The sequence below is a fragment of the Streptomyces sp. NPDC029151 genome, assembly GCF_055564315.1.
The window spans coordinates 388,525-403,742 of sequence record NZ_JBVHWQ010000006.1 but is presented as its reverse complement, the minus strand read 5'-3'; the positions used below and the strand labels follow the sequence as shown (position 1 = coordinate 403,742).

The following is a 15,218-nucleotide window of genomic DNA, read 5'->3' as shown; positions in this document are numbered from 1 at the left end:
CGGCCGGCCCTCCGGCCCGACCCACACCTCGGCCCACACCGTCTTCTTCGGCGAGGCCCCGGGAGCGGTCCCCCAGCGCCGGGCGAGCGCGTCCACGAGGAGCAGCCCCCGCCCGGCGTCGTCGTCGGGTGCGGGCCGGAGCGGCTCCGGCAGCCGGTCACCGCGCGTGTCCGTCACCTCGATCCGCAGGACGTCCCCGACGGCGTACAGCGTCAGCCGGAAATCCCGTCCGGCCACTCGGCCGTGGGTGGCCGCGTTGCCCGCGAGCTCGGCCACGATCAGCACCGCCGGATCCAACGGCAGCCCCCACGAGCGCAGTTGCTCCGCGGCCAGCAGCCGGGCGAGCCGGGCCCCGCGTGGCGTGGGGGACAGCTGCACCGTGAAGTTCGGGATGCGGCTGGAGATGTACGTGGAGAGTTGCTTGTTCACATCACTCAGAGTGGCCGTGCCCGGCACTCCTGAACAGTGACGAAGCGGTTGCGTAGAGTCACTGACCGGCGCACGGCCGGTGGTGTCGGGACCGCGCTAGCCGGTGAGGCCCTCCTCGTGGACCGTGTGGAGCCCCGCCCCCTTGCCGGTGCGTTCCAGGCGCAGCCGGGCCGAACGGCCGTTCAGCGTCAGGGTCATGAGCTGGTTGCCGAACCACGGTCCGCCCCGCTTGCGCCACCGCACCGGCGGCCGGGCGCAGCGGCCGTGCCGGGCGAGCAGACGGCCCAGGAGGCGGGCCGGCGCGCTCCAGCCGGCACGGAAGCCGATCCGCATCGCGAGCGGCACGGAGTTGTGCACGGGTGAGCAGGTGAGCTGGACGACGGGGACGCCGAGGTCACCGGAGCGCCAGGTCGCCTCGGCGACGTAGCCGTGGTGCACGTCCCCGGACAGCACGCACACGCTCGCCGGGGCGCCCGGTGCCGCCGCGATCTCGGCGATGAGTCCGGCGAGGTCGGCGAAGGAGCGGGGGAAGGCCGCCCAGTGCTCCAGGTCGGCCCCGCGGCGCAGCCACTCGCCGAAGCGCGCCCAGCGGTCGCCGCGTTCCCCGGCGCACAGGGCCGCGTCCCAGCTCTCGGTGTCGTGCACCAGGTGCGGCAGCAGCCAGGGCAGGGAGGTGCCGATGAGGAGGTGGTCGTAGGCCCCCTCGTCGGCCAGGACCTGCTCGCGCAGCCAGCGGGCCTCGCCCTCGTCCAGCATGGAGCGGTGCCCCTCCTCCAGGACCCGCGCGGCCCGGGAGTCGACCATCACCACCCGGACCCGGCCGACGTCGCGCCGGTAGCTGAAGCGGACCGTGGAGGAGTCGGCGTCGGCCTGCTCGGCCAGGGCGCGCAGCGCCTCCGTGCCGTCCGGGGTGGCGCGTACGGCGGCCCAGGTCGGGTCCTCGGCCAGTTCGGCGGGGGAGAGGTTGCCCAGGTGCTGGTGGACCCAGTACGACATCAGGCCGCTCAGCAGCCGCTCCTGCCACCAGTCGGTGGTGCGCATGTCGGCGAGCCAGGAGGCGGAGGTGTTCCAGTCGTCCACGATGTCGTGGTCGTCGAAGATCATGAAGCTGGGCACGGTGGACAGCAGCCAGCGGATCTCCGGGTCGAGCCAGGACTCGTAGTAGAGGTGGCAGTACTCCTCGTAGTCGGCGACCTGGGCGCCGGGCGGCTCGTCCAGGTCGCGGCGGGCGGCGAGCCGGCGCCGGGTGTCCTCGGAGGTCTCGTCGGCGTACACCTGGTCGCCCAGGAGCAGCAGGACGTCGGGGCGCTCGCCGTCGGGGTCGGCGGCCAGGCGGGTGGCCAGGGTGTCGAGGGCGTCGGGGCCGACCGGGTCCTTGCCGTCCGCCGGGGGCGCGGCCCAGCGGCACGACCCGAAGGTGACGCGGACGGCGTCGCCGCTGCCGGGGCCGCGGATGACGGAGGGCGGGAAGCGGGAGTCGGGCAGGGGCCACACCGGGGTGCCGTCGAGGAACACCTCGTAGGCCGGTGAGGTGCCCGGTCGCAGTCCGGTCACCGTGACGAGCGCGTAGTGGTGCCCGGCCACCTGGAAGGTGGGGGCCGTGCCGGCCGCGCCGTCGGAGCAGCGGACCTCGGCCGTGCAGGGCCGGCTCGTCTCGACCCACACCGTCGCACAGGAGCCGTCGGTGTACCTCAGCAGCGGTCCCAGGCGCAGTTCGGACATCTGATCGCCTTCCTGTCTCGCGGTGGGGCGGAACGACCCCAGCGACGGTACAGGCGTCTGGGACGCGGCTGGGCGGGCACAGGGGGAGGAGACCCGGGCGAACCCGGCCCGGACGAGGGCGGGACGGAGAGGCGGTGGCGTGGCCGAGCACGAGCAGGCGACGGAGGCGGAGGAGACCCCCGGCACGGTGCGTGCGGACGACCTGCTGCGGGGGTTCGTGGTGGACGACCGGCAGCCGGAGCGGCCGGTGCTGCTGGACGCCGACGGCCGGCCGGTCGGCACCTGGCGGGAGAACCACCCCTACGACCACGTGATCGGCCGGCGCGAGTACGAGCGGACCAAGCGGATCCTGCAGATCGAGCTGCTCAAGCTGCAGCGCTGGGTGAAGGAGACCGGGCAGCGGATCGTCGTGGTGTGCGAGGGGCGGGACGCGGCCGGCAAGGGCGGCACCATCAAGCGGTTCACCGAGCGGCTGAACCCCCGCGGCGCCCGTGTGGTGGCCCTGGACAAGCCGACCGAGCGCGAGGCGGGGCAGTGGTACTTCCAGCGGTACGTGACGCACCTGCCGGCCCGCGGGGAGATGGTCTTCTTCGACCGGTCCTGGTACAACCGGGCCGGCGTCGAGCGGGTCATGGGCTTCTGCTCGGAGGCCGAGTACCGGCAGTTCCTGCGGCAGGCCCCGCTGTTCGAGCGGCTGCTCACCGACGACGGCATCGCGCTGGTGAAGTTCTGGTTCTCGGTCTCCCGCGCCGAGCAGCGCACCCGGTTCGCGATACGGCAGGTCGACCCGGTGCGCCGCTGGAAGCTCTCCCCCACCGACCTGGACTCCCTCGACCGCTGGGACGACTACACCGCGGCCAAGGTCGACATGTTCCGGGTCACCGACACCGCGCACGCGCCGTGGACGGTCGTGAAGAACAACGACAAGCGGCGGGGCCGGCTGGAGGCGATGCGCAGCCTCCTGGACCGCTTCGACTACCCGGCCAAGGACCACGAGGCGGTCGGCACCCCGGACCCGCTGGTCGTCGGTGCGGCGGACACCCTGCTCGAACCGGGTGAGGAAGCCACGGCCCTGTCGCCGACCCCGCTGGCCGGCCCCGGCGGCGGCCCCGGCAACCACCCGGACACCGAGGTTCCGGCCGGCCACCGCCACGGGTGAGGAGGGACGCGAGACATGGGGACGGTGGTGCACGTCCCGCAGACGCGGGACATGATCGGGGACGAGCTCTCCGGCGACGAGGCCTTCACCGCACTGCGCCGCTACGGGGGCGCGCGGCTGCTGCTCGACGCCTTCTCCCGGTTCCGCTACGCCGACGGCTTCACCAACGCCCGCGCCCTCGGCTTCCAGATCGTGCTGGGCATGGTGCCGTTCACCATCGCGCTCGTCGGCCTGGCCACCGCCGCGCACACGGAGAGCGTGGGGCGGATCACCGAGCTGACCCTGGGCCGGATCGTGCCGGGTGCCGGCGCCGACGTGATCCGGGAGGCGCTGCGCGGCACCCGCCGCACCGCCGGCTCCGGCGCCCGGAGCACGCTCGCGCTGGTCCTGGGGCTGGTCTTCTCCGTGGTCAACCTGGCCTCGGCCATGGGCCAGGTGGAGCGCGGCGCCAACCGGATCTACGGCATCGAACGGGACCGGCCCTTCCCGCGGAAGTACGGCAGGGCCGTGCTGCTCGCCTTCGCCGCCGGTGTGCCCATGGTCCTGGGGTTCCTGGTCCTGGTCGCCGGGCAGGCCGTAACCGCCGCGACGGCCGAGGCGCTGGGCACCTCCCGGCCCCCGGCGTGGTGGGGCGCCCTGGAGGTGCCCGTGGGAACGGCCCTCGCCTGGATCGCCTCCGCCGTCGTCTTCCGGTGGTCGCCGCGCCGGGACCAGCCCGGGTACACCTGGCTGGCGTTCGGTTCCGCCGTCCACCTGGTGCTGTGGGTCACCGCGACCTGGCTGCTGACCCTCTACGTCTCCCGCAGCGGTTCCTTCGGTGCGGTGTACGGGCCGCTCACGGCCTTCGTGGCCCTGCTGCTGTGGGCCAACCTGACCGGGATCGCCCTGTTCCTGGGCATCGCGTTCGCCGCACAGCTGGAGGCGGCCCGCGCCGGACTGGGCCGGGCCGTACGGCCGGACCCCGGGCCGGGCCCGTGAGAGCCCGGCCCCGGCGCGTGGATCAGGACTGCTCCACGATGCGGCGCACGTTGTCGACGGAGCCGCAGCCGGACTTCAGCTGCCGCTCACGCTCCTCCAGGAACACCGCGCCCAGCTCCTCGCGCCGCTGCATCGCCACGTTCTCGCGGGCGCCGTTGAGGATGGTGCGCTCCTCCTCGTCGGCGTGGTGGGTGACGGCCTCCACCAGCGCCTCCAGCTTCTCGTCCCACTCCTCGGAGCCGACCTCCTCGACCTCCAGGAGTTCGAGGAGGGCCTTGTTGCCCTCGTCGTGCTCGTGCTCGCCGTGCTCGACCTCTTCGTCCTCGATGTTCTTGTACCGCTTGAGGGCGGGGTACACCTCCGCCTCCTCGGCCAGCGCGTGGGCGATCAGCAGGTCGGCGAACTCCCGCAGGGCGGCCGCCCGGTCGTCCTCGACGCTTCGCATCCGGCGGAAGAGGTCCTCCATGCGCCGGTGGTCCTGAAGGATCAGCTCGACGACGTCCTGTGTCTGGGTCATGGACGTGCTCCACTTTCGTGCGAAGGGCTCGTGCCACCTCCGCTTACCCCCTTCGTGCGTACCGATGGCTCACGCCGCCACCACGTCCCCTCGGACTCCGGTCCGTCCGCGCTGTAGGTTCGGTCTCACGTCGTAGAGGAGAGTCAACGTGAGCAAGTTCGTGCGGCCGGCGGCCGAGGGCGCCGACCCCTTCGGCACCGCCCGTCTGCGTCGCGGGGTGCTCGACGCCTGGGCGACCAGTCCCGCCCGGTTCCGGGAGGACGCCAACGCGGAGGAGGACCTCGTCCTCGGCGGCTACCGGGACCGGCTCGTGGTCGAGCTGGCGCAGAACGCCGCCGACGCCGCCGCCCGGGCCCACGTGCCGGGGCGGTTGCGGCTCACCCTCCGGGACGGCGTCCTCGTGGCGGCGAACACCGGGGCTCCGCTGGACGCGGCCGGTGTCGAGTCGTTGTCCACGCTGCGGGCCTCCGCCAAGCGGGACACCGAGGCGACGCACGGTGCCGTCGGCCGGTTCGGGGTCGGCTTCGCCGCCGTGCTCGCGGTGACCGACGAGCCGGCGATCGTGGGCCGGCACGGGGGTGTGCGCTGGTCCCTCGCGGAGGCGCGGGAGCTGGCCGCCGACGTCGCCCGGCACAGCCCGGGGCTCGGGGACGAGGTGCGCCGCCGGGACGGGCACGTGCCGCTGCTCCGGCTGCCCTTCGCCGCCGAGGGCACGGCCCCCGAGCCGTACGACACCGCCGTCATCCTGCCCCTGCGGGACGCGGCGGCGGCCGATCTGGCCGAGCGGCTCCTCGGTGGCGTCGACGACGCCCTGCTCCTCGCCCTGCCGGGGCTGGCGGAGGTCGTCGTGGAGGTCGACGGGGACGCGCCGCGCACCCTCACCCGGCGCAGCGACGGTGCCTTCACGGTGGTCGACGACTCCCGGGACGGCGTCACGAACTGGCGTACCGCGTCCGCGCACGGGCCGCTCACCCCCGACCTCCTCGCGGGCCGCCCGGTCGAGGAGCGGCTGCGTCCGCACTGGTCCGTGACCTGGGCCGTGCCCGTGGACGCGTACGGGGCTCCGGTGCGGCCCCGTACCTCGCCGGTCGTGCACGCGCCCACCCCCAGCGACGAGCCGCTGGGGGTGCCCGCCCTGCTCATCGCCTCGTTCCCGCTCGACACCACCCGCCGGCACGCGGCGCCCGGCCCCCTCACCGACTTCCTGGTGCAGCGTGCGGCCGACGCCTACACCGAACTGCTGGGCGCGTGGCGCCCGGTGGGGGAGGGCGTCATCGGCCTCGTGCCCGGGGCGCTGGGCCGGGGCGAGCTCGACGGGGCCCTGCGGCAGGCCGTGCTGGAGCGGCTGCCGCGCACCGCCTTCCTGCCGCCGGCCGTCGAGGCCAAGGGCGACGACGAGCTGCCGGAGGCGCTGCGGCCCCGGGACGCCGAGGTCGTCGAGGGCGCCGGGGCCGACACCGTGCGGGTCCTCGCCGAGGTGCTGCCCACGCTGCTCCCGGCCGGTCTGGAGCGGCGCGTGGAGCTGCGCACGCTGGGGGTGGCGCGGCTGCCGCTCGCCGACGCCATCGACCGGCTCGCCGGGCTGGAGAAGGAACCGGAGTGGTGGTGGAGGCTGTACGACAGCCTCGCCGGGGTCGATCCGGAGAGGCTGTCGGGGCTGCCGGTGCCGCTGGCCGACGGCCGGACGACGATCGGGCCCCGGCAGGTGCTGCTCCCCGCGCCGGACGCCGCCCGGATCGACCCGGACGTGCTGGGGCGGCTCGGGCTGAAGGTGGCCCACGCCGATGCCGCGCACCCGCTGCTGGAGAAGCTGGGCGCGCTGCCCGCGACCCCGCGCGCGGTGCTGACCACCCCGCAGGTGCGGGCCGCCGTGGCGGGCTCCCTCGACGAGGAAGGCGGGTTCGGCTGGGAGGAGGACGCGCCGGACGCCGAGGAGCTGGCCGAGACCGTGCTCGGACTGGTCCGGGACGCGGACCTGGAGCCGGGGGACGAGCCCTGGCTGGGCGCGCTCGCCCTGCCCGACGAGGACGGGGAGCCGGCGCCCGCCGGTGAGCTGGTGTTCCCCGGCAGTCCCTTCGCCCGGGTGATCCGTGCGGGTGAACTCGCCGCCGTCGACGCCGAGCTGGCCGAGAGGTGGGGGGAGCAGCCGCTCGCCGCGTGCGGGGTGCTCGCCGGCTTCGCGCTGGTGCGGGCCACCGACGTCGTCCTCGACCCCGACGAGCTGGAGCCCCGGGACGGCGACTACGCCGAACCCGACGACGCCGGCCTGCTGGACGCGGTCGACGTGTGGTGCGAGGACATCCTCGACCGGTTCCCGGACAGCCCGGTGCCGCCCGTCGCCACCGAGCTCGTCGCCGTCCGCGACCTGGACCTGGTGGACGACGACCACTGGCCGCAGGCGCTCGCCCTGCTGGCCCGGCCGCCGCTGCGGGACGCCCTCACCCAGCCCGTGCGGATCCTGCTGCCGGACGGCACGCACGAGGTCGTACGGCCGTACACCGCGTGGTGGCTGCGCGGGCACCCGGTGCTGGACGGCCGGCGGCCCGCCGGTCTGCTGGCGGCGGGCGGAGACCCGCTGCTGCGCGGGCTGTACGACGAGGCCGACGCCACCGGGTTCGAGGACGAGCAGGTGCTGCGCGCGCTCGGTGTGCGCACCTCGGTCGGCGCGCTGCTGGACGAGCCCGGCGGGGCCGCCGAGCTGCTGGACCGGCTCGCCGACCCGGACCGTCCGGTGACCGCGGCCCAACTGCACGGTCTGTACGGTGCGTTGGCGGAGCTGGAGCCGGAGCGGGTGACGCTGCCGGACGAGCTGCGGGCCGTGGTCGACGGGCGGGTGGAGGTCGTGGACGCCGGGTCGGCCGTCGTGGTCGACTCGCCGGACCTGCTGCCGTTCACCTCCGGTGTGCCGCTGCTGCCGGTCCGGCCCGCGCGGGCCGCCGAGCTGGCCGAGCTGTTCCAGGTGCGGCGGCTGAGCGAGTCCGTCACCGGCGCGGTGCACTCCGAGGGGACCGAGCACGACGTACCGGACCCGGTGCGGGCGCTGCTCGGGCCGCGCACCCCGCAGACGTACGTCGAGCACGAGGAACTCGTCGTGGACGGCGTGGAGATCGACTGGCGGCTGACCGAGGACGGCGTGCTGCACGCGGCGACCCTGGAGGGGGTGGCCGCCGGGCTGGCGTGGGCCGCCGGGCAGTGGCCGAGGCGGTTCGAGGTGGCGGCGCTGCTGGAGGATCCGTCCCGGACCGAGGAGTTGGCGCGGGACCGCTGGTTCGACTGAGGTGACGTCCGGCACAGTCGAGAAAAGGTGAAGAACTCGTACAACCTCCGGTGAGTCTCGTTGATCTGATCATGCGATATCAGCTTCATGATCACGGGGAGACACACACCCATGCGTATGCGAGTCGCCGGCACGGCCGTCCTCGGCGCCCTGGCGCTGTCCGTTCTGGCCGTTCCGGCCGCGCAGGCGGCGGACGACCACCGTGGCGACACCAAGATCTCGAACGTCGTGGTCAACGGCGGCAAGCCCGTCGTGGTCGGCGCCACCGGGTCCAAGACCATCACGGTGTCCTTCACGGTCACCGACGACTCCGGCGTCTCGTGGGCCCAGGCGATCCTGTACCACGGCAAGGACATCGCGCACTCCGACAGCGGTGCCGTCGCCAACACCTCCGACAACCGTTCCCGCTGCACCAAGGTCAGCTCCACCAAGGCGGACTGCAAGGCGACGTACACCCTGGCGGCCCGGGAGAACCTCATCAACGAGGTGGCCGGGAGCTGGAAGGTCTGGGCGATCGCCCAGGGCAAGGACAGCGACTTCGTCAAGAAGGAGAACGTCAAGACCTTCCAGGCCCAGCGGCTGGCCAAGCTGACGGCCGACGCCTCCCCCGAGCCGGTGAAGAAGGGCAAGACCCTCACCGTCGGGGGCGCGCTGACCCGCGCCAACTGGAACGGCGGCACGTACTCCGGCTACAGCGGCCAGTCCGTGAAGCTGCAGTTCCGCAAGAGCGGTTCGACCACCTACACCACGCTGAAGACCGTCGCGACGGACTCCAGGGGCCGTCTCACGACCACCGTCAAGGCCACCGCCGACGGGTACTACCGGTACTCCTTCGCGGGCACCTCGACCACCTCCGCGGTCAGCTCCGCCGGTGACTTCGTCGACGTGAAGTAAGCGGCAGCGACACCGGTACGACTTCCATTCAGGGACAACACATGCGTCTTCGCACCACCGTGGCCGCCGTCTCCGGCGCCCTGGCCCTCTCCGCCCTCGTCCTCCCGGCCGCGCACGCGGCGGACGGCGGCTCGTCGTTCCACGCCGACGCCCTCAAGGCCGTCGCGCAGCACGCCTCCGGCAAGCCGGCGTTCACCGCCACCTCCGCGCCGGTCGGCGACCTGAAGGTCTCCTTCTCCGACTTCAAGATCACCAAGGCGATCAAGGTCGGTACCACCAACACGGTCCGCACCTGGGTCACCTACAAGGTCACCCACGCCGCCGACGTCGACCTCACCGACGGCAGCGTGCTGACCGGCCCGCTCGTCTACCGCGGCTCCTCCGACAACCCGGACGGCGTCCAGGGCGGCCAGGACCCGGCCACCTGCGTCGACACCTCGGCGACGACGGCCACCTGCAAGGGCCCGATCGACATCGACCCGCGCGCGACCGACTCCGAGGCCAAGCTGCGCAACTCCCAGGCCGGCACCTGGCACGGCGCGGGACTCGCCATCGACTTCGAGAACGAGAAGTCCGCCGTCCAGTTCGACCTGGGCACCACCCTGCTCCAGCGCAACTCCACGCTGACGGTCAACGCCGCCCCGGAGCCGGTGAAGAAGGGCAAGACCCTCACCGTCACGGGGAAGCTCTCCCGCGCCAACTGGGAGGACCACAAGTACCACGGCTACACCGGCCAGTCCGTGAAGCTCCAGTTCCGCAAGAAGGGCTCCAGCAGCTACACCACGCTGAAGACCGTCAAGACGGACTCCACGGGCGCCCTGAAGACGACGACCAAGGCCACGGTCGACGGCTACTACCGCTTCTCCTTCGCGGGCACCACGACCACCCCGGCGGTCAGCGCCGCGGGTGACTTCGTCGACGTGAAGTAGGCATCAGCCGGTCCGCCCCCGGGAGCGCCTGCCGTGGCTCCCGGGGGCGGAACGTTTCTTCTCGGATGTGTCACGAGCCGGTAATCCCTGACCCAAATCCGGCCGGTCCGCGCTCCTGCCGTACAACCTGCCGTGCGTCCCGTAGATCTGATCGCGTGGAGTCGACCGGCTCCGCGATCAACTTCTCCCTCCTAGGGAACGCACATGCGCATTCGTGCCACCGTGGCCGCCGTCTCCGGCGCCCTGGCCCTCTCCGCCCTCGCCGTCCCCGCCGCCCACGCGGCCGGCACGGCGCCGAACGTCACCTTCTCGAACGTGAAGGTCAACAGCGGCAAGGCGATCACCATCGGGGCCACCTCCACGGTCAAGGTCAAGGCGACCTACACCGTCACGCACCCCGCCACCGTCTCCCTGTCCAACGTCGACACCGGCCCGGTGCTCTACCGCGGCACCTCGGCCACGGACGCGGACACCGAGGTCGTCAGCGACGACCCGGGCACCTGCACCACGGTGAACTCCACCACCGTGAACTGCACGGCCTACATCTCCATCCCCGCCCGCGAGCTGTACAACTCCGACGCCGGCACCTGGAAGCAGGGCGGCCTCGCGGTCGACAGGAAGACCAACGCCGCCAAGTGGCAGAGCGACCTCGGCACGGTCCCGGTCCGCCGCGCGGCCAAGCTCACCGCCGACGCCACCCCGGAGCCGGTGAAGAAGGGCGGGACCCTCACCGTCACCGGCAAGCTGACCCGCGCCGACTGGCAGCACGGCACGTACGCCGGCTTCGGCGGCCAGTCCGTCACGCTCCAGTTCCGCAAGGCCGGCAGCAGCACCTACACCACCGTCAAGACGATCACCTCGTCCTCCACGGGTGCCCTGAAGACGACGGTCACGGCCGGCTCGGACGGCTACTACCGCTACAGCTTCGCGGGGACGTCCACCACGTCCGGCGTCAGCGCCGCGGGTGACTACGTCGACGTGCAGTAACACCTGCTCCGGACTCACCGGGGTCCCAGGGCCCCCTCAGGCCGGGAAGCGGCGGTCGATCCACCTCCACAGGTACTCCAGGACGGCCGCCGCCACCACCGCCACGCCGACCGCCGTCCACGGCAGCTCCACACCGACCAGCCTGAGGGCGAAGAAGTCCTGGAGCGCCGGGACGGCGAGGACGAGCAGGAAGGCCGCGCCCATCGCGGCCACCAGGGCCACCCGCCACCAGGTGTAGGGACGGGCGATGATCGCCAGCACCCACATCGAGATCAGGAACAGGGTCAGGGTGGCCGCGCTGGTCTCCGCGTCCAGGGCGCCGGGCCCGGAGTAGTGGTGCCGGGCCAGCAGGTACGTCACGAAGGTCGCCACGCCGGCCAGCACGCCGCCGGGGACCGCGTACCGCATCACCCGGCGCACGAAGTGGGGTCTCGCCCGCTCCGTGTTCGGCGCCAGCGCCAGGAAGAAGGCCGGGACGCCGATGGTGATCGTGGACAGCAGAGTCAGGTGCCGGGGCAGGAACGGGTACTCGACCTGCCAGCACACCACCAGCACCGCGAGCAGCACCGAGTAGACCGTCTTCACCAGGAACAGCGTCGCCACCCGCGTGATGTTGCCGATCACCCGGCGGCCCTCGCCGACCACCGAGGGCAGGCTCGCGAAGCTGTTGTCCAGCAGCACGATCTGGGCCACCGCCCGGGCGGCCTCCGAACCGCAGCCCATGGCGACCCCGATGTCGGCGTCCTTCAGCGCCAGCACGTCGTTCACACCGTCGCCGGTCATCGCGACCGTGTGCCCGCGCGACTGGAGCGCGCCGACCATGTCCCGCTTCTGCTGCGGACTGACCCGCCCGAAGACGGTGCCCGAGTCGAGCGCCTCGGCCATGGCCGGCCGGTCGGCGGGCAGCCGCCGCGCGTCCACCGCCGTACCGTCCAGGCCCAGCTTCGCCGCGACCGCGCCGACCGACACCGCGTTGTCCCCGGAGACGACCTTGGCGCGGACGTTCTGCTCGGCGAAGTAGCGCAGGGTGTCGGAGGCGTCGGGCCGCAGCCGCTGTTCCAGGACGACCAGGGCGGTGGGACGCGCGCCCCGGGCCGGTTCGGTGTCGTCCAGGTCGCGGCGGGCGCGGGCCAGCAGCAGTACGCGCAGCCCCTGCTCGTTGAGCCGCTCGGTCTCGGTCAGCGCCGGGTCGTCGGGGCCGAGCAGGACGTCGGGGGCGCCCAGCAGCCAGGTGCTGGTCTCGCCGTCGCCCTCGCTGAAGGAGGCCCCGCTGTACTTGCGGGCGGAGGAGAAGGGGAGCGACTCCACGCAGCGCCAGTCGTCACTGTCCGGGTAGGCGTCGATGATCGCCTGGAGGGAGGCGTTCGGGCGCGGGTCGGACTCGCCGAGCGCCCCGAGCACCTTGTGGACGTACGGCTCCTCGGCCCCGTCCAGCAGCCGCAGCTCGGTGACGTCCATGCGCCCCTCGGTGAGGGTGCCGGTCTTGTCCAGGCAGACGGTGTCGACGCGGGCCAGGCCCTCGATGGCCGGCAGCTCCTGCACCAGGCACTGCCTGCGGCCGAGCCGGATCACGCCGATCGCGAAGGCGACGGAGGTGAGCAGCACCAGCCCCTCGGGGACCATCGGCACGATCCCGCCGACCGTGCGGGCCACGGCGTCCTTCAGGTCGTCGTTCTTGACGACGAGCTGGGTGATGACGAGTCCGACGGCCGCCGGGGCCATCATCCAGGTGACGTACTTGAGGATGACGGAGATGCCGGTGCGCAGCTCGGAGTGGACCAGCGTGAACCGGGAGGCCTCCTCGGCGAGCTGCGCCGCGTAGGCCTCGCGGCCGACCTTGGTGGCGGTGAAGGCGCCGCCGCCGGCCACCACGAAGCTGCCGGACAGCACCGGGTCCCCGGGCTGTTTGACGACGGGGTCGGCCTCGCCGGTGAGCAGCGACTCGTCGATCTCCAGCCCGTCCGCCTCGGCGCACACCCCGTCGACGACGACCTTGTCGCCGGGCCCGATCTCGACGAGGTCGTCGAGCACGATCTCGTGGGTGGCCACCTCGGTCGCCACCCCGTCCCGCCGTACCGTCGGCCGGGCCTCCCCGATCACCGCGAGGGAGTCCAGGGTCTGTTTGGCCCGCCACTCCTGCACGATGCCGATGCCGGTGTTGGCGAGGATGACGAAGCCGAAGAGGCTGTCCTGGACCGGCGCGACGAACAGCGTGACCAGCCAGAGCACGCCGATGATCGCGTTGAACCGGGTGAGGACGTTGGCCCGGACGATCTGGCCGAGCGACCGGCTGCTGCGCACCGGCACGTCGTTGACGAGGCCGCGGGCGACGCGGTCGGCGACCTCGGCACCGGTCAGCCCGGCCGCACGGCTCTTCGGCAGGGCCACGTCCATATGGCTCATGCCATCGACGGTACGTGCCGCTCCGCCCGTTCACCTGCCGAACGGGTCGCTACTTCGCCGCCGTCGACTTCAGGGCCGCGTCCCTCTTGATCGCCGCGTCCCGCCTGCGGACGTACCAGACGCCGATCAGCCCCAGCCCGCCCCCGGCCAGGCAGGTCCACAGCCACCACAGGTGCCCGTGGTCCTCGAACCAGCCGTAGAAGGGGAGCTGGACCAGGAAGAGGACGAACCACACGAGGGTGCCGCCGGTGATGGTGGCGACCACGGGCCCCTCCAGGGGCTCCGGCGCCTCGTGCTTCGGGGTCCACTTAGCCATGCGCACAGCTTAAGCGCCGTCCCTGTCTACGCGCGGAGATAGCGATCTCCGGCTCATGTGTTCATACTGAAACCGTTTGTCTTTGACCGCATCTGATCGTAGGAAACTCCAACGGGGCTCGGGGGAACTCCGCTGGGGATGAGGTCCTCCATGTCCACCTCGGCACCCGCCAAGGTCCCCACCCCCGAGAAGCCGGGCGGCGCGTCCGCCTACGGCGCCCTCGACCGCTACTTCAAGATCTCCGAGCGCGGCAGCACCATCGCCCGCGAGGTCCGGGGCGGTTTCGCCACCTTCTTCGCGATGGCGTACATCATCGTGCTGAACCCGATCATCCTCAGCAGCGCGAAGGACATGTACGGGCACCACCTGGACAACGCCCAGCTGGTGACGGCGACGGCGCTGACGGCGGCGTTCACCACGCTGCTGATGGGTGTCATCGGCAACGTGCCGATCGCGCTCGCCGCCGGCCTCGGCGTGAACTCGGTGGTCGCGCTCCAGCTCGCGCCGCGCATGTCCTGGCCCGACGCCATGGGCATGGTCGTCCTCGCGGGCATCGTGGTCATGCTGCTGGTCGCCACCGGTCTGCGCGAGCGCGTGATGAACGCCGTGCCGTTCGGGCTGCGCAAGGCGATCTCGATCGGTATCGGCCTGTTCATCATGCTGATCGGCCTGGTCGACTCCGGCTTCGTCACCCGGATGCCGGACGTCGCCCAGACCACCGTCCCGGTCCAGCTCGGCACCGGCGGCCACCTCACCGGCTGGCCGGTGCTGGTGTTCATCCTGGGCGCGCTGCTCACCTTCGCCCTGATCGTCCGCAAGGTGCCGGGCGCGATCCTCATCTCCATCGTCGGCATGACCGTCCTCGCGGTGATCGTCAACGCGGTCGCCACGGTCCCCTCGTGGGGCCTGACGGTCCCGAAGTGGCCCGGCAACCCGCTCGCCACCCCCGACTTCGGCCTGGTCGGCCAGGTCAGCCTGTTCGGCGGGTTCTCCAAGGTCGGCGTGCTGACCGGCATCCTCTTCGTCTTCACGGTCCTGCTGTCGTGCTTCTTCGACGCGATGGGCACGATCATGGGCGTCAGCGACGAGGCCAAGCTGACCGACGCCGAGGGCTACATGCCCGGCATCAACAAGGTCCTCTTCGTGGACGGCCTCGCGGTCGCGGCGGGCGGTGCCAGCTCCTCCTCGGCCACCACGGCCTTCGTGGAGTCCACGGCCGGCGTCGGCGAGGGGGCCCGCACCGGCCTCGCGAACATCGTCACGGGCGGCCTCTTCGCCGTGGCCCTGTTCCTCACCCCGGTCGCCACGATGGTCCCGTCCCAGGCGGCCACCCCGGCACTGATCGCGGTCGGCTTCCTGATCCTGTCGAACTCCATCAAGGAGATCGACTGGGCCGACTACACCCTCGCGATCCCGGCCTTCGTGACGATGCTGATGATGCCGTTCACGTACTCGATCACGAACGGCATCGGCATGGGCTTCATCACCTTCACGGTGCTGCGGCTGGCCGCCGGGCGGGCCCGGGAGGTCCCGGTGGCGATGTACGCCGTCTCGGCCGTCTTCGCCTTCTACTACCTGATGCCGGCCCTGGGCCTGACCTGACCCCC

Annotated in this window: 11 protein-coding genes and 1 pseudogene; 7 read left to right on the top strand and 5 right to left on the bottom strand. The window is 72.5% G+C overall.

Features of this window, described 5'->3' with window-relative positions; translation table 11 throughout:
- Positions 1 to 12: 12 nt before the first annotated feature.
- Positions 13 to 429, bottom strand: a pseudogene (locus ACZ4VF_RS24175) (ATP-binding protein); the annotation flags it as partial.
- Between the two features lie 96 nt (positions 430 to 525).
- Positions 526 to 2,151, bottom strand: a complete 1,626-nt coding sequence (locus ACZ4VF_RS24170) for an alkaline phosphatase D family protein (protein WP_467928447.1) — start codon at positions 2,149 to 2,151, stop codon at positions 526 to 528.
- Between the two features lie 139 nt (positions 2,152 to 2,290).
- Between ACZ4VF_RS24170 and ppk2 the strand changes: the two genes are divergently transcribed.
- Together ppk2 and ACZ4VF_RS24160 are read left to right on the top strand one after the other, a co-directional pair.
- The gene (gene ppk2 / locus ACZ4VF_RS24165; RefSeq protein WP_467928446.1) at positions 2,291 to 3,310 is read left to right on the top strand and encodes a polyphosphate kinase 2; all 1,020 of its coding nucleotides are present in this window, start codon (positions 2,291 to 2,293) and stop codon (positions 3,308 to 3,310) included.
- Positions 3,311 to 3,325: 15 nt separating this feature from the next.
- Positions 3,326 to 4,288: a YihY/virulence factor BrkB family protein gene (locus ACZ4VF_RS24160; RefSeq protein ID WP_467928444.1), complete on the top strand. Its 963-nt coding sequence runs from the start codon at positions 3,326 to 3,328 to the stop codon at positions 4,286 to 4,288.
- A gap of 22 nt (positions 4,289 to 4,310) precedes the next feature.
- On the opposite strand, the gene ACZ4VF_RS24155 is transcribed toward ACZ4VF_RS24160, so the two are convergent.
- Positions 4,311 to 4,805 carry a hemerythrin domain-containing protein gene (locus tag ACZ4VF_RS24155; protein WP_467928443.1) on the bottom strand — a complete coding sequence of 165 codons (495 nt, stop codon included), beginning with the start codon at positions 4,803 to 4,805 and terminating at the stop codon, positions 4,311 to 4,313.
- Between the two features lie 148 nt (positions 4,806 to 4,953).
- Between ACZ4VF_RS24155 and ACZ4VF_RS24150 the strand changes: the two genes are divergently transcribed.
- The 4 genes from ACZ4VF_RS24150 (at position 4,954) to ACZ4VF_RS24135 (ending at position 10,892) form a co-directional block, all read left to right on the top strand.
- Positions 4,954 to 8,082 carry a sacsin N-terminal ATP-binding-like domain-containing protein gene (locus ACZ4VF_RS24150; protein ID WP_467928442.1) on the top strand — a complete coding sequence of 1,043 codons (3,129 nt, stop codon included), beginning with the start codon at positions 4,954 to 4,956 and terminating at the stop codon, positions 8,080 to 8,082.
- Between the two features lie 111 nt (positions 8,083 to 8,193).
- Complete coding sequence (locus ACZ4VF_RS24145) at positions 8,194 to 8,976, top strand: calcium-binding protein (protein ID WP_467928440.1); 783 nt, start codon at positions 8,194 to 8,196, stop codon at positions 8,974 to 8,976.
- A 41-nt stretch (positions 8,977 to 9,017) separates the two neighbouring features.
- Positions 9,018 to 9,905, top strand: a complete 888-nt coding sequence (locus ACZ4VF_RS24140) for a hypothetical protein (protein ID WP_467928439.1) — start codon at positions 9,018 to 9,020, stop codon at positions 9,903 to 9,905.
- 204 nt (positions 9,906 to 10,109) lie between these two features.
- A complete protein-coding gene (locus tag ACZ4VF_RS24135) occupies positions 10,110 to 10,892 on the top strand; it encodes a hypothetical protein (protein ID WP_467928438.1) in 783 nt (260 codons plus the stop codon).
- A gap of 36 nt (positions 10,893 to 10,928) precedes the next feature.
- Here the strand turns inward: ACZ4VF_RS24135 and ACZ4VF_RS24130 are convergent, their stop codons facing one another.
- On the bottom strand, positions 10,929 to 13,295 hold the full coding sequence (locus tag ACZ4VF_RS24130) for an HAD-IC family P-type ATPase (RefSeq protein ID WP_467928437.1): 2,367 nt from the start codon (positions 13,293 to 13,295) through the stop codon (positions 10,929 to 10,931).
- Between the two features lie 49 nt (positions 13,296 to 13,344).
- A complete protein-coding gene (locus tag ACZ4VF_RS24125) occupies positions 13,345 to 13,611 on the bottom strand; it encodes a DUF2530 domain-containing protein (RefSeq protein WP_467928435.1) in 267 nt (88 codons plus the stop codon).
- 150 nt (positions 13,612 to 13,761) lie between these two features.
- Here ACZ4VF_RS24125 and ACZ4VF_RS24120 point away from each other — a divergent pair, with 150 nt between their 5' ends.
- A complete protein-coding gene (locus tag ACZ4VF_RS24120; RefSeq protein ID WP_467928434.1) occupies positions 13,762 to 15,213 on the top strand; it encodes an NCS2 family permease in 1,452 nt (483 codons plus the stop codon).
- Positions 15,214 to 15,218 lie beyond the last annotated feature (5 nt).

Coding starts and splice junctions, on each gene's coding strand:
- ACZ4VF_RS24170 (WP_467928447.1), bottom strand. CDS start 2,151: ATGTCCGAACTGCGCCTGGGACCGCTGCTGAGGTACACCGACGGCTCC.
- ACZ4VF_RS24160 (WP_467928444.1), top strand. CDS start 3,326: ATGGGGACGGTGGTGCACGTCCCGCAGACGCGGGACATGATCGGGGAC.
- ACZ4VF_RS24155 (WP_467928443.1), bottom strand. CDS start 4,805: ATGACCCAGACACAGGACGTCGTCGAGCTGATCCTTCAGGACCACCGG.
- ACZ4VF_RS24145 (WP_467928440.1), top strand. CDS start 8,194: ATGCGTATGCGAGTCGCCGGCACGGCCGTCCTCGGCGCCCTGGCGCTG.
- ACZ4VF_RS24140 (WP_467928439.1), top strand. CDS start 9,018: ATGCGTCTTCGCACCACCGTGGCCGCCGTCTCCGGCGCCCTGGCCCTC.
- ACZ4VF_RS24135 (WP_467928438.1), top strand. CDS start 10,110: ATGCGCATTCGTGCCACCGTGGCCGCCGTCTCCGGCGCCCTGGCCCTC.
- ACZ4VF_RS24130 (WP_467928437.1), bottom strand. CDS start 13,295: ATGAGCCATATGGACGTGGCCCTGCCGAAGAGCCGTGCGGCCGGGCTG.
- ACZ4VF_RS24125 (WP_467928435.1), bottom strand. CDS start 13,611: ATGGCTAAGTGGACCCCGAAGCACGAGGCGCCGGAGCCCCTGGAGGGG.
- ACZ4VF_RS24120 (WP_467928434.1), top strand. CDS start 13,762: ATGTCCACCTCGGCACCCGCCAAGGTCCCCACCCCCGAGAAGCCGGGC.